Genomic DNA, 20,309 nt, shown 5'->3' on the forward strand with positions numbered 1-20,309 from the left:
TCAGTTGAGTTGGTTTATTTCAGCGAAGCAAATTTCTTTTCAATGTCGCTTAACTGCACTGCGCCCGGAAAGCGTGAGCCATCGGTAAAGAAGATGGTGGGTGTGCCGGTGATGCCATAGGACTTAGCCAAGGCTAGGTTCTTATCAATCGGCGTAGTGCACTCGCCTTTGCCGCTGGGTGTGGTGTTATTGATGGTCCAGTCGGCCCATGCTTTTGTGGCATCCGCAGAGCACCAAATTTGCTTGGACTTTTGCACCGAGTCTGCAGACAGAATCGGCAATAAAAAGGTGTATACCGTTACGTTATCTAACTGCTGAAACGTTTTTTCCAGGCGCTTGCAGTAACCGCAATTGGGGTCAGCAAAAACAGCGAGTTGACGACTGCCATTGCCGCGCACCATTTTGACTGCATTGCTTAGGGGCAAATCAGACCAGCGAATCCGATTGAGATCAGCCTGACGCTTTTCAGTAAGATTTTGACCGGAAGCTAATTCAATGACTTCACCCTGAATCAGGTATTTTGCATTGGCATCGGTATAAAAGATTTCACCATTGAGTTGTACTTCAAATAAGCCGGGCACCGGTGAGGCTGACACCCCTTTGATGTTGGCGGTGCTGCCCAGTCGCTTTTGCAACTCCGCCTTAATCTGTTGGGTATTTTGGGCCTGTGCAAGAGGAGCGCTAGCCAATAAGCCAATGACGCTAGCGCAGAATGCTAAGGCGGAAGCGGTATTTCGCAGATTGTTTTTCATTGCACTTCTCCTAAGGCTTCTTTAATTAAATACCGTTTAATCAGATGACTGCGGTTGACTAGGCCCATGCCCCAATTGCGAATGTGTTTCTGGAGAGGGCTCGCGCTCGTAAACAGTTGCTTGAGTCGATCAGTTACCCACAGTATGGCACTGGTATCGCCATGGCGTTCGCGTTCATAGCGGCGTAGCAAGACCGGATCGGTAATTGCTCGAAATGATTCACGTTCGCGCAGGATGCGCAGCAAAGCGGCCACATCACGTAAGCCCAAATTTAATCCTTGCCCAGCTAAGGGGTGAATGACGTGCGCAGCATCCCCAATCAAAATCACCTTGGGCATGAGCTCCGGCCCAATCACGCGCTGCGCGCGGATTTTGCGTAAGGGAAATGAGCCTGGCCTCGAGTGTGGGGTGAGTGTTCCGAGGGCATGCACAATCGCACCATCCTGCAGCATTGCAAACTCTGACTGCCATTGGTTGGTATCGAGCGTAAGGAGTCGGGTGGCATTTTCAGGGGAGGTTGACCACACCATCGACACCTGCTTGCCCGGTAGAGGTAGCATCGCCAGAATGTCGCCGCCTGGTAAAAACCACTGATATGCGGTTTCTAAATGGGCGTTCGTACATACAAAATTGGCGACCACCGCGCGTTGCTCATACGACTTTTCATCGGTTTGGATTTCGAGCATGGAACGCAGGGATGAATTCGCGCCATCGGCTGCAATGACCAAACTGGCTTTAATCTCGATCGGTGATTGCGCGCCATCGACTCGGAGTAAAGCGCCATCGGGCTCAATAAACACATTCTCGAGCGATCCAACAACACACTCCAATTTGGACTGAAAGCGGCAGGCTTGCTCGAGGGTATGCTCCAGTAAATCGGACTCTCCAATCCAGGCAAGCTGGGGAACGCCCGCTTCAAATGCGGAAAGATGCAATCCATCGCTGGGTTCACCGCGGTCGCCATAGATGCGCATATCGCGGACCACTTGGAGGCGGGCATGATCAATCGCATCCCACACTTGTAGGGATTGCAGTAGGGAGCGAGTTCCAGGAGAAATAGCGTAAATGCGTTCAGTCCAGCGATCCCCGCTGGGTTTGGCGGTTTGCTGGTCTAAATCTGGTGCAATTTGGACTACATCAAAACCCTGTTGCGCCAGGCCTAGGGCGCAGGCCTTACCGACAATACCCCCTCCAATGATGGCAATATCGCACTGACGTGTTTTGCCAGAGACCGGTGCGGGCGCCTTGGCTGAAGAAGCGGATTTGGATGAATGGAATGCCATAACCCGATGATATCGAAACAAGCCGAATTACAATGGAGGCATGTCTTTAAAATGCGGCATCGTCGGCCTGCCTAACGTCGGCAAATCTACCCTCTTTAATGCGCTTACCAAAGCTGGAATCGCGGCAGAAAACTATCCGTTCTGCACGATTGAGCCCAATGTAGGCGTAGTCGAGGTTCCTGACCCCCGTTTAGCTGCCTTGGCTGCTATCGTGACTCCAGAACGCATTGTGCCGGCGGCCGTCGAGTTCGTTGATATTGCGGGCTTGGTTGCTGGTGCATCCAAGGGCGAAGGCCTTGGTAATCAATTTTTGGCAAATATTCGGGAAACCGATGCAATTACCCATGTGGTGCGCTGCTTTGATGACCCGAATGTGATTCACGTTGCCGGTAAGATCGATCCCATTTCAGACATTGGGGTGATTGATACGGAATTGGCGCTATCTGATTTAGCCACGGTTGAAAAAACCCTGAATCGCTCGAGTAAAGCAGCCAAGTCAGGCAACGATAAAGAAGCGGCTGCCTTGGTAGCTGTTCTGAGCAAGGTCCAGACCCATTTGAATGAGGCGCAGCCAGTGCGAAGCATGAGCCTGAGTGATGATGAGAAGTTGCTTCTCAAGCCCCTTTGCTTGATTACTGCTAAGCCTGCCATGTATGTGGCTAATGTGAAAGACGATGGCTTTGAAAATAACCCGCATTTGGATGCGGTGATTGCACACGCAGCGAAAGAGGGCGCCCCAGTTGTGGCGGTTTGCGCTGCCATTGAGGCTGAGATTGCCGATCTAGAGGATGCCGATAAGACGGAATTCTTGGCTGATATGGGCATGCAAGAGCCCGGCCTAGATCGGGTGATTCGTGCGGGCTATGCTTTGCTGGGTTTGCAGACCTATTTCACGGCAGGCGTAAAAGAGGTGCGTGCCTGGACGATTCGCATTGGGGACACTGCACCTAATGCAGCGGGCGTGATCCATACGGATTTTGAGCGCGGCTTTATTCGAGCCCAAACCATTGCATTTGATGACTTTATTCAATACAAGGGCGAATCGGGCGCGAAAGAGGCAGGCAAAATGCGCGCCGAAGGAAAAGAGTACATCGTCAAAGATGGCGACGTGCTGAATTTCTTGTTTAACGTCTAAGTTTATTTAGCCTGCGCGAACTGCTTTTTCGAGGCATTTGGATAATTCTTCGTAGCGCTTGATGGCAAGCTTAGTTGGGACAACGTGTTTTTTACGGCCATCCTCATCGGCGTTCATCTCGATTAAGCCCATCGCGCGTAAGTTTTTCAGTCGGCCATGTAAGGTCGCTTGCGAACCGAATTCAGCGAGCGAAATCAAATCTCCCACCAACATAACCTGACCTTGGTGCGCGCTTAAAACAATCTTATTGAGTAAACTTTCCTCGGTGGCATCTAATTTCTTGCCCGGATTAATGCGATCCAACACATCAATTAAATTGAGGAAGCGAATATAGGCAGAATTCTTGGAGCTGGATGGGCCTGGCATTATTCAGTTTTTTCGATGTGGATTACGTTTTAGTAGTCAATACATTATGCGCGGTGTACACCATAAAGCTAAGTATAAACCCTCTATACATATGCTGAGCAAATAATTGCATAGAATTAAAGCATGGAACACATCAGCATTTCCTCTGAACGCCCGCGGCTTTTTCTGCTGGGCGCACTGATTAGTGCGCTACTGTACAGTGCTTTATTTTTTTTCAATGACTGGATCACTGAGATGCTGAAATACGATCTCGGTGTGAGCTGGATTTACTTGCCAGCAGGCTTGCGCTTATTTCTCATTTTGATATTTGGTTTGGCTGGTGCCATCGGTATTGCAGCGGCTTCCTTCGCTATTTCGTATTTTGGGGTTTTCCCACCCGATTTATTCACCTGCATTGGCATTGGCTTGATATCCGGATTTGCACCTTTATTCGCGAAGTGGGTTGTTGTCTCGAACACGTACATTAGTAATGACCTCAGTAATTTAAGTATGCAAAAAATTCTTCTTTGCATTGTGGTCTACGCATTAATGAGTTCGGCATTCCATCAGTATTGGTTTGTGTTGCGCGACTTAGAGTCAGGCAGCCTCAATCATTTTCTGGTGATGTTTGCTGGCGATGTCGCAGGATCTATTTTGTTAACTGCTCTCATCAAATACGGCATTGATTTAATGCGGCGTGGCGTACCTAGAAGGAGTTAGGCAAAAAGTGCAGCAAGCGCGGCGCCAGGGTCGGGCGCTCGCATAAATACTTCGCCTACTAAAAATGCATTGACGTGATGCTCTCGCATACGCAGAACATCCGCTCTCTCCAGAATTCCGGACTCAGTCACGATAATCTTGTCGCCGCCAATGCTGCTGAGTAGGTCAATAGTGGTGTCTAAGGTAACCTCAAAGGTCTTGAGGTTACGGTTATTGATGCCGAGTAAGGGAGTTTTAAGCTGCAGCGCAGCCGTAAGCTCTTCTGCATTGTGTACTTCAACCAAGACATCCATGCCCAGATCATGTGCGTATTGCTCAAGCTCACGCATGTGATCTAAATCAAGAGCCGCTGCAATCAGCAGAATTGCGTCTGCACCCATCGCGCGCGCCTCAAGCACCTGGTAGGGGTCGATCATAAAATCTTTGCGTAGCACCGGAAGGGTACAAGCTGCGCGTGCTGCTTTTAAATAGTCACTGGAGCCCTGAAAGTACTCGACATCTGTTAATACAGAGAGGCAAGCTGCACCGTGCTGCTCATAGTTTTTTGCAATCGATGCAGGCTCAAAGTCCGCACGCAAGATGCCCTTGCTCGGACTGGCTTTTTTAATTTCAGCGATGATGCCTGGATTACCGCTCGCGATCTTACGCTCAATCGCGGCTACAAACCCACGCGGTTTAAAAAGAGGGTCTTGACGCTGCGCTTCGACTTGATCACGTAATGCGTTCATTGGCATGGTGTTCAGGCCGTGCGCGACTTCAACGCGCTTAGTCGCAATAATGCGATCTAAGATATCACTCATGATTGAACCTGCGTTGTTGCTATGAACTGATCCAAGGTACTGCGAGCAGCGCCACTTGCAATCGCCGCTTTAGCCATAGCAATTCCGGCGGCAATGTCCGGCACGAGATCAGCAACATAGAGCGTGGCACCGGCATTAAGGCAAACAATATCGCTGGCAGGACCTGCCTCGCCGCTGAGAACGCGCAGCACAATCTGCTTGGACTCGTCGGCATTGGCTACCTGAAAGCCGCTAGTGGGAGCGGTGCTTAAACCAAAATCACGGGGATGGATCTCATATTCACTGACAAGGCCATTTTTGAGTTCGCCGATGAGCGTAGGGCCCTCGAGGGAGATTTCATCAAGGCCATCGCGGCCAAACACGACCATGGCATGGGTCATACCAAGGGATTGCAATACGCGCGCCTGAATGCCGACCAACTCCGCATTAAACACACCCATCAAAATGTGTTTGGCATTGGCTGGATTGGTGAGCGGCCCCAAAATATTAAAAATGGTGCGAACCCCGAGCTCTCTGCGAATCGGAACCACGTTCTTCATTGCAGGGTGGTGGTTGGGGGCAAACATGAAGCCTACGCCCAGCGTTGAAATACTTTCTGCAACACGCTCTGGACTGACGTTGAGATTGACGCCCAAGGACTCTAAAACATCGGCGCTGCCGGACTTGCTGCTCACGCTGCGATTACCATGCTTGGCAATCTTGGCGCCGGCAGCAGCTGCCACAAACATCGCTGCGGTTGAAATATTGAAGGTGTGCGCACCATCACCGCCGGTGCCAACCACATCGACTAAATGGCGTGTGTCGCTGACTTGAACCGGAGTAGCAAACTCACGCATGACTTGCGCTGCAGCAGCAATTTCACCCACGGTTTCTTTTTTGGTTCGCAGCGCGACTAAAAAAGCGGCGACCAGGGTGGGCGGAATATCACCGCTCATGATGTGGCGCATCATCGCGGTCATATCATCATGACTCAGTTCACGACCGTCAATACAGCATTGCAGGGCTTCGGATGGTGAGATCGCCATGGATTAATGGGCCTTTAAGTGCAGGAAGTTCTTGAGTAGGGCGTGGCCTTGCTCCGACAAAATCGACTCGGGATGGAACTGGACGCCCTCGATCGGTAACTCACGGTGCCGAACGCCCATGATCTCGCCATCGGCAGATTGCGCTGTAATCTCTAAGCACGCTGGAATGGTCTTGCGATCAATCGCGAGCGAGTGATAGCGCGTGACCGTAAATGGGCTTGGGAGCTTTTCAAATACACCAGCACCGGTATGCGTAATCGCATCGGTTTTGCCATGCATGACCTTCTGCGCGCGAATGATGTCGCCCCCGAAGGCTTCGCCAATCGCCTGGTGGCCAAGGCAGACTCCCAAAATAGGCACCTTGCCAGCAAAGTGCTTAATCACATCCACTGAAATGCCGGCCTCGCTTGGACTGCAAGGCCCTGGTGAAATACAGATGCGATCCGGTTTGAGTGCCTCAATCTGTTCAAGGGTAATTTCATCATTGCGATACACGCGAACATCTTCACCCAGTTCTGCAAAATACTGCACCAAGTTATAGGTAAACGAATCGTAGTTATCAATCATGAGGAGCATCAAGACCTCCTTGTACTAAATCAGCGGCCATCAGAACCGCACGCGCCTTGGCTTCGGTTTCACGCCACTCAGCAGCTGGGTCAGAGTCAGCCACAACCCCGGCACCCGCCTGCGAGTGCAGCATGCCATCGCGAATGACACCGGTACGAATCACAATGGCCACATCCATGTCGCCAGAAAAAGACAGGTAACCGGCTGCTCCACCGTAGATGCCGCGCTTGGTAATTTCCATTTCATCGATGATTTCCATGGCGCGTATTTTAGGAGCGCCCGATAAAGTACCTGCTGGAAAAGTAGCTCGGAGCACATTCATATTACTCATGTTATCGAGTAACTCGCCCTCGACCGAGCTGACGATGTGTTGTACGTGGGAGTATTTTTCAATCACCATCGAGTCCGTGACCTTCACCGTGCCGGTCTTAGCAATGCGACCCACATCGTTGCGCGCCAAGTCAATCAACATCACGTGCTCGGCAATTTCTTTTGGATCGGCGAGTAGTTCGGTAGCTAAGCGCGCATCCTCTTCGGGGGTAGCGCCGCGCGGACGGGTTCCAGCCAAGGGACGAATGGTGACGATCTTTTGTGATTCACGCAGCTCTTGGCGTACCAAGATCTCGGGCGATGAGCCGACCACCTGCAAGTCACCGAAATCATAGAAATACATATAGGGTGAAGGGTTCAATGAGCGCAGTGCGCGGTAGAGTGCCAATGGCGATTCAGTAAATGGCTTACTAATGCGCTGACCAATGACCACTTGCATGCAGTCGCCTGCCAGGATGTAGTCTTTGGTGCGGCGAACGGCAGCTTCAAAATCAGCCGCATCAAATCGGCGAATCAACTCGGTTTTGGTGCTTGGTGGTGTTGCTGGCATGGTGATCGATCGACCAATGCACTGACGCAGTTCATCTAATCTGGCCTGCGCCCGCTCAAAATCGTTTTTGATGTTGGGATCCGCATAGACGATTAAATAAATACGGCCCGCGACGTTATCAATCACTGCGAGCTCTTCGGTGAGCATCAATTGAATATCGGGTACATGCAATTCGTCGGGCAAGGTATGTTGCGCAAGACGGGATTCGATGTAGCGTACCGTGTCATAACCAAAGTAGCCGGCGAGGCCGCCGCAGAAGCGCGGGAGGCCAGGAGGAACAGCTACCTTAAAGCGCTTAAAGTACGCATCGACAAAATCCAATGGATTGTCGCGATTGGTTTCAACAACTGCGTCATCGGTAACGACTTCGGTGACGGGTGCGAGCGGCGTACCAACCGAGCGAAGAATGGTTTTTGCTGGGAGACCAATAAACGAAAAACGCCCAAAGCGCTCACCCCCAACAACGGACTCTAGTAAATAGGTATTTTTTTGACCGCTGGTACTCGTGAGCTTGAGGTACAGAGATAGCGGCGTTTCTAAATCGGCTAAGGTTTCTTGTACAAGGGGGATGCGATTAAAACCCTGAGCGGCTAGGGCATCAAATTCAGCGCGTTGCATTAGGCTTTGCTCACTTCCGTTCGCATGGCCGCAATGACATCCGCATAATTTGGTTTACCAAAAATAGCCGATCCCGCAACAAAAGTATCGGCACCCGCCTTGGCAATCGCCGCGATATTGTCGACCTTAATGCCACCATCGACTTCGAGGCGAATGTGTTTGCCAGTCTCCCGCTCATGGCGATCGAGGCGCGCACGTAGCGTCGCAATTTTCTCTAGCGTGCTCGGAATAAAGGATTGCCCACCAAAACCCGGATTTACCGACATTAGCAAAACCAAATCAATTAAGTCTAAGGTGTGATCAAGGTGATCCAGTGGCGTAGCCGGATTAAACACGAGGCCAGCGTAGCAGCCATGGTCGCGAATCAAATTCAGGCTGCGGTGTACGTGGCTACTCGCTTCCGGATGAAAGCTAATTAAATTGGCTCCCGCCTTGGCGAAGTCTGGAATGATGCGGTCAACGGGCTCCACCATTAAATGGACATCAATCATGGCTGGTTTGCCATCTTTCACGGCATAGGAGCGAATGGCTTCGCAAACCAAAGGCCCAATGGTTAGATTGGGAACGTAATGGTTGTCCATCACATCAAAGTGCACCCAGTCTGCCCCGGCGGACAAAACGCCAGTGACCTCTTCGCCGAGGCGAGCAAAGTCAGCCGACAGAATGGAGGGGGCAATAAGGTATTGCTTCGATTGACCTAGTTCTGGCTTTTGGCTCATATTGGCTTGAAAGAAAAGGGTTTTTGACGGTCCATACCTAGATTCTAGCTTGCAGTTGCCCTCAGGATGAAGCAGAATGCCTCCATGAATTCCCACGAAATCCGTATTTCCGTACGCACCCAGTACTTGCCAGAGCAGTCTGACCCCGATAACCGGCAATTTGCCTTTGCCTACACGGTCACGATTCGTAATATCGGCACTACTCCGGTGCAGCTCATTGCACGCCACTGGCACATCACGGATGGAGACAATGCCGTGCAGGAGGTTCGTGGTTTAGGGATTGTGGGGCAGCAGCCCCTATTGCGCACAGGCGAGCAGTTTGAATACACCAGTTGGGCCACTTTGCCCACGCCGGCTGGAACCATGCGCGGGGAATACTTCTGTGTTACCGAGGATGCCCACTTTTTTCAGGCGCCGATCGCTGAATTTGCCCTGGTGATGCCGCGCACCCTGCATTAAGGGTGTTGGGGGCTTAGTCCTCTTTTCTGCCCTTGCTAGTCCAAAAAACAATAAATAAAAGCAGGCATAAGGCAAGCAGTCCCTCGAGTACAAACAGCAGCATGGGGTATTGATCGAGTAAATTGGCAATCATGATGATGAATTTGCACCCTTTTTGTAAAAGCAATAAACAGCCACCGCTGCAACGGTCTAATCTTATCGCGATGTGTGCTCTGGTGCTGGTTTTGCTGGCGGGGTGCGCTAGTCCACCTACACGAGCCCCAGGACAACGCACACCATCGATTGAAAGCAGTGCTCCTGCAGCCAGCTTTACTAGCTCGATCGCCAGCTTTAGTCCGGTCGCATGGCAGCAAATACCCGGCTGGCAAGAAGATGATTTGAGCGCGGCTTGGTCTGCATGGCTTGAGAGTTGCAAAGCCATGGTGAAGCGCAATAGCACGCGCTCCTGGAGCGGTGTTTGCGATCGCGCCAAAACTGTTTCTGGTTCAAATCCACAGGCAGTGCGACGCTATTTCGAAGATGCGTTTCAGGCATACTCCATTCGTAGCAATTCCACTAGTAGTGAAACGGGCCTAGTGACAGGCTATTACGAGCCGATCATGAATGGCTCGCGCGTACGCACGTCGCGATACACGGTGCCCCTGTATGGTTACCCCGCAGCATGGAAGCGCAACAAACCCAATCCGGGACCCAGTCGCGCCGAGTTAATGGAATCCAATGTATTGCGGGGCTCAGAGCTGGTGTGGGTCGAAGACCCGGTTGCTGCAGCCTTCATGCAAATTCAGGGCTCGGGCAAAATTCAATTGGATGACGGTACGGTTTTGCGTTTTGGCTTTGCTGGTACCAATGAGCAACCATTCAAATCCTTTGCGCAATGGCTTTTGAATAAAGGCGAGATCACCCGCAGCCAAGCGACGATGCAGGGCATTCAGAGCTGGGCAAAACGCAATCCCCGCCGCGTGGAAGAGATGCTCAATGCCAATCCACGGTTTGTATTCTTTAAGGAGTTGCCGAGCAATGTCAGCCCCGATTTAGGCCCAATCGGCGCTCTAGGTGTGCCATTAACGGCAGAGCGCAGTATTGCCGTTGATCTCAAAGCAATGCCGCTCGGAGCACCTGTTTTCATTGCAACCACACGGCCCTTAAGTAAGCAATCCTTACGCCGCTTAGTGATGGCACAAGATACGGGGACGGCTATTGTGGGCGGCGTTCGTGCCGATTACTATTGGGGTACGGGTGATGCCGCTGGAGAGCTTGCTGGTAGGATGAAGCAAGACGGGCAGATGTGGTTACTATTACCGAAGTAAATGCGCGCAATGATGCGTGCAAAATCGCAAGCGCTTAAAGGAAAAAATGCATTACGACACCATACTCACCGCCGTCGATGGCAAAGTAGCAACGGTTACGTTAAATCGCCCACAAGTCCTTAATGCCTTAAACGATGCTCTGATGGATGAGTTGGGTGCGGCCCTTTTGGCATTTGATGCGGACGACCAGATTGGCTGCATCATTATTACGGGGAGCGAGAAAGCCTTCGCTGCTGGAGCAGACATTGCGAAGATGGCTGAGTATGGATTTCATGAAGTGTATCGACAGGACTTCATTACCCGCAATTGGGAGACCATTCGGAAAATTCGTAAGCCAGTGATTGCAGCGGTCAATGGCTATGCGCTTGGCGGAGGTTGTGAGCTTGCCATGATGTGCGACATGATCATTGCTGGTGATAGTGCCAAGTTTGGTCAGCCCGAAGTGAAATTAGGCATCTTGCCGGGCGCAGGCGGTACGCAGCGCTTACCGAGAGCAGTCTCTAAATCCAAAGCAATGGATCTATGCCTTACTGGGCGCATGATGGATGCGCAAGAGGCCGAGCGCGCGGGTTTAGTGAGCCGCATTTTCCCCGCCGCAGAGTTACTCACTCAAGTGGTTGCGATTGCAAAGACCATTGCCGACATGCCGCTACTCACCACCATGATGGTGAAAGAGAGCATCAACGCAGCGTATGAGATGCCTTTGTCGGAAGGCATTCGCTTTGAGCGCCGTCTCTTTCACAGCTGTTTTGGAACAGACGATCAAAAAGAAGGCATGGCCGCATTCATTGAGAAGCGCCCACCACAATTTAAAAATTCGTAATTGAATTGCCTGGCGGCTTAGGGCTTGTCCAGGAATTTTTGCGCTAATGCGACCCAGTAATTCACGCCGACCGGGATCAGCGCGTCATTAAAGTCGTACGAGGGATTGTGCAGGTGGCACGGCCCCATGCCATGACCGGTACTGCGGTGATCGCCATCGCCATTGCCCAAAAATACATAGCATCCGGGTTTTTCTTGCAACATAAAGGCAAAGTCTTCTGCACCCATAGTGGGATCAATGCGGACATTGACGTTGTCTTTGCCCACGAGATCCTGCATGACGCCGATGGCAAATTGCGTTTCTTGCTCGTGGTTAATCGTAGGTGGGTAATTGCGCGTGAAGACAACATCGGCTTGGCAATCAAAACCTTTTGCAACATGCTGGGCAACTTCATTTAAGCGCTGCTCAATCAGGTCGAGCACCTCGTGTGTGAAGGTGCGAACCGTGCCCCCAATCATGGCGCTATCGGGAATTACATTGCTGGTCTCGCCCGCATGAAACTGCGTAACCGATAGAACGGCGGCATCAACCGGACGCTTATTGCGGGTAATGATGCTTTGCAGTGCCGTGACCACGTGTGCTCCAGCAAGAACGGGATCGGCGCTGTTGTGGGGTAAGGCGGCATGACCGCCTTTGCCGCGAATGGTGATCGTGAACTCATTGCTCGATGCCATCATCGGCCCCGGAGTAACACCAAAGTGACCTTCCGCTAAACCGGGCCAATTGTGTAAGCCGAAAACAGCATCGCAAGGAAATTGCTTAAACAAACCATCTTTAATCATTTCGCGAGCGCCGCCGCCCCCTTCTTCTGCCGGCTGGAAGATAAAGATGATCGAGCCAGCAAAGTTGCGGTGGGTTGAAAAGTAGTGTGCAGCGCCGAGCAAGATAGCGGTGTGCCCATCGTGACCGCAGGCATGCATTTTCCCGGCATGTTGCGATGCATGCGCAAACGCATTTTTTTCTTGCAGCGGCAGGGCGTCCATATCGGCGCGCAAACCAATCATTTTTCCTGGGCCCGCGTCACCATCAATGCGGCCGACCACCCCAGTCTTGCCTAGGCCGCGCACTATTGGAATGCCCCAGTTGGTGAGCGCTTCCGCTACCAGTTCAGCCGTACGGATTTCCTCAAAGCGCAACTCGGGGTGGGCGTGGATGTCACGTCGAATGGCTTGTATGCTTGCCGCTGAATCGACGATTTCAGGAAGTAATCGCATAGAAGGATCTTATCTGAAAGGGAAATCACCTGCATATTGCAATGCAATACGGTATAAATCCTAAAAAATACGAATATTGCTACAGTACGGAAACAACATTCTGGATCCTATGTCAAACACTGCCCCATCCCTTCCTTGGCTTGCGCAATACCCCGCTAGCGTGCCTGCACAATTGGATTACAGCGCACATCATTCGGTGGTGGAAGTGCTGGAGGAGGCGTTTAGCGCCTATGCAGACCGGACGGCATTTTGGTGCATGGGTAAGGGCCTTACCTATAGCGAGCTCGATGCAGCATCTGCGCAATTTGCCAGCTACTTGCAAGGCATCGGATTAAGCAAGGGTGCGCGCGTAGCGATTATGTTGCCCAACTTGCCGCAATACCCCGTTGCTTTATACGGAATTATGCGGGCGGGGTATGTGGTGGTGAGCATCAATCCACAGTACACCGCGCATGAATTGGAGTTTCAGTTGCGCGATAGCGGAGCTGAGGCGATTGTGTTTTTAGAGCATTTTGGCAACACCTTAGAGCAAGCCCTCCACATCAATCCAGGGCTGCCAATCAAGTACGCGTTTGTCAGTAGTATTGGTGAGTTTTTGGGCTGGCGTGGTCCTTGGTTGGATCGTTTTATTCGTACATTTAAGCGCAAGGTAGAACCTTATAGCTTGCCAGCAAACCTCAATTGCTTGCAACTCAAGCCAACGCTGGATTTGGGTAAGCGGGCGAAGTATCAAAAGCCGCACCTGAGTGGGGATTCGATTGCCTTATTGCAATACACCGGCGGCACTACGGGTGTGAGTAAGGGCGCCATTTTGACGCACCGTAATCTACTCGCCAATTTATTGCAAGTGGAAACCTGGCTAAGGCCAATTGAGAAGGTCAAGCCCATTCGGCAGTGGAATTTTTTATGTGCACTACCGCTGTATCACATCTTCGCATTTACGGGATGCGGTCTTTTGGGTATGCGTTTGGGCGCGAAAATTATTTTGGTCCCCAATGCCCGTGATGTTCCCAATTTAGTCGGAATCTTGAAAGCATTTCCAGAGATCAATTTTTTCCCCGGCGTTAATACCTTGTTTCAAGCCCTGCTAAATAATGCCGACTTTGCTAGGTTGGATTTCTCGCAATGGGTCTTGACAATTGGCGGTGGCATGGCGGTACAAAAATCCGTAGCAGACCGCTGGAAAGCGCTCACCGGTGTTGCGATTGCCGAGGGCTATGGCCTCTCGGAGACTGCCCCCGTGGCCTGTTGCAATACCCCTTTGATCGAATCATTTACTGGCGGCATTGGCTATCCACTCCCTGATACGGAGTTGTCGATTCGAGATGAATCAGGAATGCCGTTGCCAGTAGGAGAGGTGGGCGAGATTTACATTCGAGGTCCGCAAGTGATGCAAGGGTATTGGAATCAAGCGGAAGAAACCGCCAATGCCATTACAGCAGATGGATTCTTTAAGACGGGCGACATTGGCGAGATGGACTCGAGCGGTTTTTTCCGCATCGTTGATCGCAAAAAAGACATGATTACGGTTGCTGGATTTAAGGTGTATCCAAACGAAGTAGAGGATGTTGTTGCATCCATACCTGGCGTATTGGAATGTGCTGTCGTCGGTATCGAGTCCGCATCGGGTGAGTTAGTGAAGCTGTTTGTTGTGTCAGATGACCCTGATTTGACTGCGGAGCGGATTATGGCGGTATGCGTAGAGCAGCTCAGCCCCTACAAGCGCCCGAGTGCAATCGAGTTTACGGAGAGCCTGCCTAAAAACAACGTCGGCAAGATACTGCGTCGCGTGCTACGTGATCAAGCGCGCAACGCGGTCTGAGTCAAGCGCATCGGCTGCAAACTGCATTGCCGCTAGTGGATAGGCTTGATTCGTTTGATGCTGACACTCCGCCGGTAGTGCATTCACGATACCCAAGAGCGGCGCCGCAATGCGTGCCCGCAGTGTGTCGATATTCTCGTGCAAGTAGGGCATGTCCGCATCAAGCGTATTAGCTACCCATCCGGCAAGCGTAAGACCGCGCTTAGCAATCGCTGCAACGGTTAAGAGCGCATGATTAATGCAGCCCAGGCGCAGCCCAACTACCAGGATGACCGGCATTTGCAGAGCCTCGGCCAAATCCCCTAAATCCTGCTCTTCATTGATGGGTACTAAAAAACCGCCCGCACCTTCGACTACAGTCCAGTCGGCCTTTGTACTGATTGCTTGATAGGCAGACAGCATGGCAGATAGCTCGAGCGTGACGCCCATCGATTTCGCTACTAGGTGGGGTGCAGCCGGGGTTGGTAACACATAAGGGCATAGATCTCTCGCATTCCCTGGGTAGCCGGATGCCAGCTTGAGTGATTCGAGATCTTCGTTCACCGTTAGGCCTGCAGGAGACTGGCTTGTTCCGGCAACGACCGGCTTAAAGCCCATGACTGTTTGATTGGGTGCAAGCGCTTTGATTTTGAGAATCAGCGCAGAAGCAATCAGCGTCTTGCCGACTTCAGTATTGGTGCCAGTAATAAAAAATCCACGATTACGCAATTGACTCATACTGCTTTCATTCCGCTGGAGGTGTAAACGAGGGCTTCTATTTTTTGTAACGCTGCAATGAGTTCGCGCACTGCCTGGGTGCTGTGATTGGCGGAGAACGTAATCCGCAGGCGCGCACTGCCTTCTGGAACGGTCGGTGGACGTATCGCCGGAATCCAGTAACCTGCCTCGTCTAATTGTTTTGATGCTGATAGTGCCGCCGCATTACTACCCAATACCAGCGGCTGAATCGGCGTCATCGACGAACTGATTTGCCAATGCTGAAGTTGTAATTCGTGATGCCAAATGGCAATCAGTTGATTTAAGTGAGCCCGTCGCGCTTGGCCTTCCTCGCCTTCAATCAGATGCAAGCTCGCCAGCACCGTATGCGCAATGGCAGGAGGAGTGGCGGTGCTGTAAATATACGGCCGCCCTTTTTGAATCAGGCACTCCATCAATGTTTTATGTGCACAGACAAAGGCACCACTGACCCCAGCGGCTTTACCCAGGGTGCCGATGTAAACAATGCGATCCGATTGAATTTGGCAGTGCTCCAAAATACCGTGACCGTATTTTCCGAGTACACCAAAGCCGTGTGCGTCATCGACAATTAGTAGGGCGTCATGGGCTTCTGCAATCGATAGCAAATCGGCAACCGGAGCCAAGTCGCCATCCATACTAAAGACGCCATCCGTCACAATCAATTTATGCGCCGATGCATCCGCTTGCAGCATTTCATTTAAATCAGCTAGCTTCGTGTGATCGAATAAATGAACGCTTGCTTTTGTCTGTGCCGCTGCCAGTTTGACGCCATCGATCAGGGATGCGTGATTTAACTTGGCGGAATAGATGCTAATGCCAGCATTCTGTTTTGCTGCTTGTAAACACAATCCTGCTAGCGCAGTAATCGCGGTGATATTGGCAAGATAGCCCGTGCAAAAGAAGAGCGCGCGCGCATCGTGGATATGCTCCGTTTGGGTACGGGCTAATTCAGTTTCAAGTAAGTCATGTGCCATGCTATGGCCGCTAATAAGGTGAGAGGCGCCGCTACCAACACCATATTGCGCTGCGCCTTCAGCCATCGCTGCGATAAGCCGCGGGTGATTGGCAAAACCCAGGTAATCGTTACTGCAAAATGCCTTCAGTTGGCGACCCGCCACATTGACTTCGACATCGCAGGGACTTTGCGTTTGCTTGAGGCGACGTCGCAACAGAGAGGCATCCAGGGTATCTAGCTGTTGCTGCGCAAGCGCAAGGGCAGTGAACGGAGTTGTCCTGGACTTCATGGTTTTTGTGCGTGCAGAACGTCTTCCACCACCTGCTGAATGCGCTGACCCATTTCCATGGTTTCATCGGCGCTGAGTATGTAGGGCGGCATGACGTAGACAGTAGAGCCAATGGGCCTTACTAAAATTCCTTCCTCGATGCCACGTGTAAATATTTCGCGGGCAAAGGTGCCGGGCTTATTCAATGCATCAGGGACAACATCAAAAGCCAAGATCATGCCTTGTTGCCTGAGGTATTTAATGCGCTTATCTGACTTTGTCCAAGTAAATGCAGATGCTAGATCGTGCGCGCGTTGTAGATTGCACTCCAAAACGTTTTCTGATGCAAACAGATCAAGGCAGGCCAGCGCAGCAGCGCAGGCTAAGGGATTGCCAGTGTAAGAGTGGGAATGCAAAAATCCGCGGGCCGTGTCATCCGAATAGAAGGCCTGATAAATGGCGTCAGTTGTTAGGCATAGTGATAGCGGTAAATAGCCGCCACTAATTCCTTTGGAGAGGGTGATGAAGTCAGGCCAAATGCCTGCATGCTCACAGGCAAAGAACTTGCCCGTTCTGCCGCACCCCACGGCAATTTCATCGGCGATGAGGTGAACGCCATACTGGTCACACAGTGCACGGGCACGCTGAAGATAGATTGGGGGGTGCATCGCCATTTGCCCAGCACATTGCACCAGTGGCTCTAATATGAGGGCGGCAATATGATGGTGTTCGCGTTGCAAAAGCTTTTCTAATTCATGCGCGGCGCGCAGCGCAACTTCGGCTTCTGATTCCCCATCCTGCGCTTGGCGACTGTCCGGCGACATCACTGTGAACACATCTGAAAGTAGTGATCCGTACGCAGTGCGAAACAGCGGCACATCGGTTACTGCCAAAGCGCCTAGGGTTTCGCCATGGTAACTGTTTTGCAAACAGACGAAGCGGGATTTCTCAGGCTTGCCGGCAAGTTGCCAATAGTGATGACTCATCTTTAAAGCAATCTCAACGGCAGAGGCGCCGTCCGATGCGTAAAAAGCATGGCCTAAGCGATGCTGCGTTAAAGCGGAGAGGCGTTCCGAGAGCTCAATGACCGGTTGGTGTGTAAAACCCGCCAGCATCACGTGCTCTATTTTTTCGAGTTGAGCCTGAATGCGTTGATTAATAAACAGGTTGGAATGCCCAAATAAATTGGTCCACCAAGAGCTGATGCAGTCCAGAATGGGTTTATCTTGATCGTCATACAACCAAGCACCTTTCCCTCGCGCAATCGTCACCAGGGGCATCTGCTCATGGTGCTTCATTTGTGTGCAGGGGTGCCATACCGACGCAAGACTGCGCAAAATCCACTCGTCAGTTGATTTGGGCTGGCTTACCGATGTCGTCATGAGTGATATTTGACCATTAGTTTTCGGCTTGAAGTGGATTCATCTGTTATGTTTATGGCTTATTGCCTCCTTTTTTGGAATTTCCTTATGTCCCAAAGCCAAGTCCTCGAAAAACCCCTGATTCAAGCAATGTCGGCATCGGCCGCCAAAGCAAGTGTTTCTCAGGGTGACTGGACGGTAGCGGCGGTCGAAGCCTTGTTTGCCTTGCCTTTTAATGACTTGCTTTTTCGTGCCCAAGAAGTGCACCGGGCTTATTTCCCAGAGGGTGATGTGGAATTGGCCACCTTGTTATCCATTAAGACCGGCGGCTGTCCGGAAGATTGTGGCTATTGCCCCCAGGCAGCGCGGTACAACACGGATGTTAAAGCCAACAAACTGATGGATTTAGAGGAAGTGCTAGAGGCAGCGAAAGCAGCGAAAGCAGCCGGCTCCAATCGATTCTGTATGGGCGCAGCCTGGCGTGAACCCAAAGACCGTGATATTGAAAAAGTGTCCGCCATGATTCGGGGGGTCAAAGCCCTGGGTCTTGAAACCTGCGCCACACTGGGTATGCTCGAGCCAGAGCAGGCCAAGGCGCTGCAGGGTGCGGGATTGGATTTTTATAACCACAATCTCGATACCAGCGAGGATTTCTACCGCTCAGTAATTAAGACCCGTGATTATCAGGATCGCCTAGATACGATCTCGCATGTCCGCGCCGCTGGTATGTCGGTCTGCTGTGGCGGTATTGTGGGCATGGGCGAGTCGCGCGAGCAGCGCTCTGCCTTCATTGCGCGCCTGGCTAATTTGAGTCCGTATCCCGAGTCTGTGCCAATTAATCATTTGGTTCCAGTGGCAGGAACGCCACTGGCGGATCAGCCACCGATGGACCCCTTGGAGTTTGTGCGAACCATTGCCGTTGCACGGATCACCATGCCCAAAGCCCGTGTGCGTTTATCGGCCGGCAGACAAGAGCTAGGCCGAGCCGTCCAAGCGATGTGCTTTCAGGCGGGTGCCAATTCGATTTTTTACGGCGATCAATTGCTGACAACCGGTAACCCAGAGGCAGAAGAGGATCGCGCACTGCTGGCCGAGCTCGGCCTCAAGACAAAGCAACACATGAAGGCGGAAGTAACGGTATAGTTTTAGCTATGCCCATGTCATTGCTGGACCGATTCATTACCGAGTTTGATGTCGCTTTGCGATCCCTTGCTGGCGGCGCTCAGGCCCGTCGTGCAATGCCGACAGCAGAAAATACAGCCACCCTTGATTCTGCCGAGCGAGCCCATGCAGCCGGGCTCATGCGGGTTAATCATGTGGGCGAAGTGTGCGCCCAAGCCTTATACCAATCGCAAAAAATACTTGCACGCAGCCCGGAAACGCGAGCCATGCTGGACGTTGCGGCGCAAGAGGAAATGGACCACATGGCGTGGTGTGAAGAGCGCCTGTCTGAGCTTGGTTCGCACACCAGTTATTTAAATCCGATTTGGTATGCTGGGTCCTTTGGCATCGGCCTATTAGCTGGCTTAGCGGGCGATCGATGGAGTCTGGGCTTCGTCGCGGAAACCGAAAAGCAGGTTGAAAAGCACCTTAATAGCCACCTTGAAACCTTGCCACTGGCAGATGCGCGCTCACGTGCCATCGTCGATCAGATGCGTCGCGATGAAATCAATCACGGCCAATCAGCATGGGATGCGGGCGGCCAGCCTTTGCCACAGCCCATCAAAAATGCCATGGAGGCTGTTTCCAAAGTCATGACTACAGCAGCCTACAAGGTGTGAATCGGATTGCGGAGCAAAACCGAATAAAAAAAGAGGGCATTATTTACCCAAAGTCTATTAATACTGTATATATAAACAGTATTAATTTAGATAATTAAGGTATATATCTAAGATACCTTCTTAAGTATATTTTCCAAGCCCTTGTTTCGGGTGACTATTTTTAAAATACCTTTCTCAATAGTCATCGCTAAGTGACTGTAAACACTAGAGAAAATCCAAAAAAAACCATTAAAAGACTTGACCCTCTGAATCCCTTCCTCTAAAGTGGGAAGAAGTGTGAAAAAGTGGGGTAAATGGTGTTTCAGGGTGCGTCATCTCTCAATTTAGATGCAAAAGGCCGCATGTCTGTGCCGGCAAAGCATCGTGACGCCTTGCTCGTGCAAGGTGAGGGAAGAGTGACGCTTACAAAACACCCCGATGGCTGTTTGATGCTTTTTCCACGCCCTGAGTGGGAAGCATTTCGAGCGCGTGTAGCGCAATTACCAATGGATGCGCATTGGTGGCGTCGAATTTTTCTCGGTAATGCAACCGAACTCGATCTGGATAGTGCGGGCCGAATTTTAGTCAGCCCCGAACTGCGATCTGCTGCAGGTATTCAGCGTGAAGTCATTCTGCTTGGCATGGGTAGTCATCTTGAGTTATGGGATGCAGCAACGTACGCAACAAAAGAGCAGGCCGCAATGATGCAAGGTGTGCCGGACGCCCTCAAACAATTTACTTATTAATGACAGGGCCGC

At 51.5% G+C, this 20,309-nt stretch carries 22 protein-coding genes; 9 read left to right on the plus strand and 13 right to left on the minus strand.

What is annotated here, in order from left to right; genetic code table 11:
- Positions 1 to 14: 14 nt before the first annotated feature.
- A complete protein-coding gene (locus AOC34_RS00705) occupies positions 15 to 752 on the minus strand; it encodes a DsbC family protein (RefSeq protein WP_108468313.1) in 738 nt (245 codons plus the stop codon).
- Entirely contained in the window at positions 749 to 2,035 is a 1,287-nt protein-coding gene (locus tag AOC34_RS00710) for an FAD-dependent monooxygenase (protein WP_108468314.1), read from the minus strand. Before AOC34_RS00710 ends, AOC34_RS00705 begins: the two co-directional genes overlap by 4 nt.
- A 40-nt stretch (positions 2,036 to 2,075) precedes the next feature.
- On the opposite strand from AOC34_RS00710, the gene ychF reads away from it, so the two are divergent.
- Positions 2,076 to 3,170 carry a redox-regulated ATPase YchF gene (gene ychF, locus AOC34_RS00715; protein ID WP_108468315.1) on the plus strand — a complete coding sequence of 365 codons (1,095 nt, stop codon included), beginning with the start codon at positions 2,076 to 2,078 and terminating at the stop codon, positions 3,168 to 3,170.
- A 6-nt stretch (positions 3,171 to 3,176) separates the two neighbouring features.
- Here the strand turns inward: ychF and AOC34_RS00720 are convergent, their stop codons facing one another.
- Complete coding sequence (locus AOC34_RS00720) at positions 3,177 to 3,536, minus strand: winged helix DNA-binding protein (RefSeq protein WP_108468316.1); 360 nt, start codon at positions 3,534 to 3,536, stop codon at positions 3,177 to 3,179.
- 123 nt (positions 3,537 to 3,659) lie between these two features.
- On the opposite strand from AOC34_RS00720, the gene AOC34_RS00725 reads away from it, so the two are divergent.
- Positions 3,660 to 4,235 carry a hypothetical protein gene (locus AOC34_RS00725; protein ID WP_108468317.1) on the plus strand — a complete coding sequence of 192 codons (576 nt, stop codon included), beginning with the start codon at positions 3,660 to 3,662 and terminating at the stop codon, positions 4,233 to 4,235.
- Here the strand turns inward: AOC34_RS00725 and trpC are convergent.
- The 5 genes from trpC to rpe are packed head-to-tail and all read right to left on the minus strand — an operon-like array spanning position 4,232 to position 8,844.
- Positions 4,232 to 5,035, minus strand: a complete 804-nt coding sequence (gene trpC / locus AOC34_RS00730) for an indole-3-glycerol phosphate synthase TrpC (RefSeq protein ID WP_108468318.1) — start codon at positions 5,033 to 5,035, stop codon at positions 4,232 to 4,234. The two genes, AOC34_RS00725 and trpC, sit on opposite strands and share 4 nt — an antisense overlap.
- Entirely contained in the window at positions 5,032 to 6,060 is a 1,029-nt protein-coding gene (gene trpD, locus AOC34_RS00735) for an anthranilate phosphoribosyltransferase (RefSeq protein ID WP_108468319.1), read from the minus strand. The genes trpC and trpD overlap by 4 nt, the downstream gene beginning before the upstream one ends.
- Before the next feature lie 3 nt (positions 6,061 to 6,063).
- Positions 6,064 to 6,636: an anthranilate synthase component II gene (locus tag AOC34_RS00740; RefSeq protein ID WP_108468320.1), complete on the minus strand. Its 573-nt coding sequence runs from the start codon at positions 6,634 to 6,636 to the stop codon at positions 6,064 to 6,066.
- Positions 6,620 to 8,125, minus strand: coding sequence for an anthranilate synthase component I (trpE, locus tag AOC34_RS00745; RefSeq protein ID WP_108468321.1), 1,506 nt, complete (start codon positions 8,123 to 8,125; stop codon positions 6,620 to 6,622). The genes AOC34_RS00740 and trpE overlap by 17 nt, the downstream gene beginning before the upstream one ends.
- A complete protein-coding gene (gene rpe / locus AOC34_RS00750) occupies positions 8,125 to 8,844 on the minus strand; it encodes a ribulose-phosphate 3-epimerase (RefSeq protein WP_108468322.1) in 720 nt (239 codons plus the stop codon). The genes trpE and rpe overlap by 1 nt, the downstream gene beginning before the upstream one ends.
- An 84-nt stretch (positions 8,845 to 8,928) precedes the next feature.
- On the opposite strand from rpe, the gene apaG reads away from it, so the two are divergent.
- Entirely contained in the window at positions 8,929 to 9,303 is a 375-nt protein-coding gene (apaG, locus tag AOC34_RS00755) for a Co2+/Mg2+ efflux protein ApaG (RefSeq protein ID WP_108469961.1), read from the plus strand.
- Between the two features lie 13 nt (positions 9,304 to 9,316).
- Here apaG and AOC34_RS10305 read toward each other — a convergent pair whose 3' ends face one another.
- Positions 9,317 to 9,724 (minus strand): hypothetical protein, encoded by a 408-nt coding sequence (locus tag AOC34_RS10305; RefSeq protein ID WP_234408189.1) that lies wholly within the window; start codon positions 9,722 to 9,724, stop codon positions 9,317 to 9,319.
- On the opposite strand from AOC34_RS10305, the gene mltA reads away from it, so the two are divergent.
- Both mltA and AOC34_RS00765 read left to right on the plus strand, forming a co-directional pair.
- On the plus strand, positions 9,723 to 10,610 hold the full coding sequence (gene mltA, locus AOC34_RS00760; RefSeq protein WP_234408110.1) for a murein transglycosylase A: 888 nt from the start codon (positions 9,723 to 9,725) through the stop codon (positions 10,608 to 10,610). The genes AOC34_RS10305 and mltA overlap by 2 nt on opposite strands.
- A 46-nt stretch (positions 10,611 to 10,656) precedes the next feature.
- Positions 10,657 to 11,433: an enoyl-CoA hydratase gene (locus AOC34_RS00765; protein WP_108469963.1), complete on the plus strand. Its 777-nt coding sequence runs from the start codon at positions 10,657 to 10,659 to the stop codon at positions 11,431 to 11,433.
- 17 nt (positions 11,434 to 11,450) lie between these two features.
- Here the strand turns inward: AOC34_RS00765 and AOC34_RS00770 are convergent, their stop codons facing one another.
- Positions 11,451 to 12,647: a M20 aminoacylase family protein gene (locus AOC34_RS00770; protein WP_108468323.1), complete on the minus strand. Its 1,197-nt coding sequence runs from the start codon at positions 12,645 to 12,647 to the stop codon at positions 11,451 to 11,453.
- 109 nt (positions 12,648 to 12,756) lie between these two features.
- On the opposite strand from AOC34_RS00770, the gene AOC34_RS00775 reads away from it, so the two are divergent.
- Positions 12,757 to 14,469, plus strand: coding sequence for an AMP-binding protein (locus tag AOC34_RS00775; protein ID WP_108468324.1), 1,713 nt, complete (start codon positions 12,757 to 12,759; stop codon positions 14,467 to 14,469).
- Here the strand turns inward: AOC34_RS00775 and bioD are convergent.
- Genes bioD through bioA form a run of 3 tightly spaced genes read right to left on the minus strand, consistent with a single transcriptional unit; the run spans position 14,440 to position 17,812 of the window.
- The gene (gene bioD, locus AOC34_RS00780) at positions 14,440 to 15,186 is read right to left on the minus strand and encodes a dethiobiotin synthase (protein ID WP_108468325.1); all 747 of its coding nucleotides are present in this window, start codon (positions 15,184 to 15,186) and stop codon (positions 14,440 to 14,442) included. The genes AOC34_RS00775 and bioD overlap by 30 nt on opposite strands.
- Positions 15,183 to 16,451, minus strand: coding sequence for an aminotransferase class I/II-fold pyridoxal phosphate-dependent enzyme (locus tag AOC34_RS00785; RefSeq protein WP_108468326.1), 1,269 nt, complete (start codon positions 16,449 to 16,451; stop codon positions 15,183 to 15,185). The genes bioD and AOC34_RS00785 overlap by 4 nt, the downstream gene beginning before the upstream one ends.
- Positions 16,448 to 17,812: an adenosylmethionine--8-amino-7-oxononanoate transaminase gene (gene bioA, locus AOC34_RS00790; RefSeq protein WP_108468327.1), complete on the minus strand. Its 1,365-nt coding sequence runs from the start codon at positions 17,810 to 17,812 to the stop codon at positions 16,448 to 16,450. Before bioA ends, AOC34_RS00785 begins: the two co-directional genes overlap by 4 nt.
- An 87-nt stretch (positions 17,813 to 17,899) precedes the next feature.
- Between bioA and bioB the strand changes: the two genes are divergently transcribed.
- The 3 genes from bioB (at position 17,900) to mraZ (ending at position 20,297) form a co-directional block, all read left to right on the plus strand.
- Complete coding sequence (gene bioB, locus AOC34_RS00795) at positions 17,900 to 18,934, plus strand: biotin synthase BioB (protein ID WP_108468328.1); 1,035 nt, start codon at positions 17,900 to 17,902, stop codon at positions 18,932 to 18,934.
- A 23-nt stretch (positions 18,935 to 18,957) separates the two neighbouring features.
- Complete coding sequence (gene coq7 / locus AOC34_RS00800; RefSeq protein ID WP_199908331.1) at positions 18,958 to 19,572, plus strand: 2-polyprenyl-3-methyl-6-methoxy-1,4-benzoquinone monooxygenase; 615 nt, start codon at positions 18,958 to 18,960, stop codon at positions 19,570 to 19,572.
- Between the two features lie 296 nt (positions 19,573 to 19,868).
- Positions 19,869 to 20,297, plus strand: a complete 429-nt coding sequence (gene mraZ, locus AOC34_RS00805; protein ID WP_108469965.1) for a division/cell wall cluster transcriptional repressor MraZ — start codon at positions 19,869 to 19,871, stop codon at positions 20,295 to 20,297.
- Positions 20,298 to 20,309 lie beyond the last annotated feature (12 nt).

The organism is Polynucleobacter difficilis, from assembly GCF_003065365.1.
In the GTDB taxonomy this organism is placed as follows: domain Bacteria; phylum Pseudomonadota; class Gammaproteobacteria; order Burkholderiales; family Burkholderiaceae; genus Polynucleobacter; species Polynucleobacter difficilis.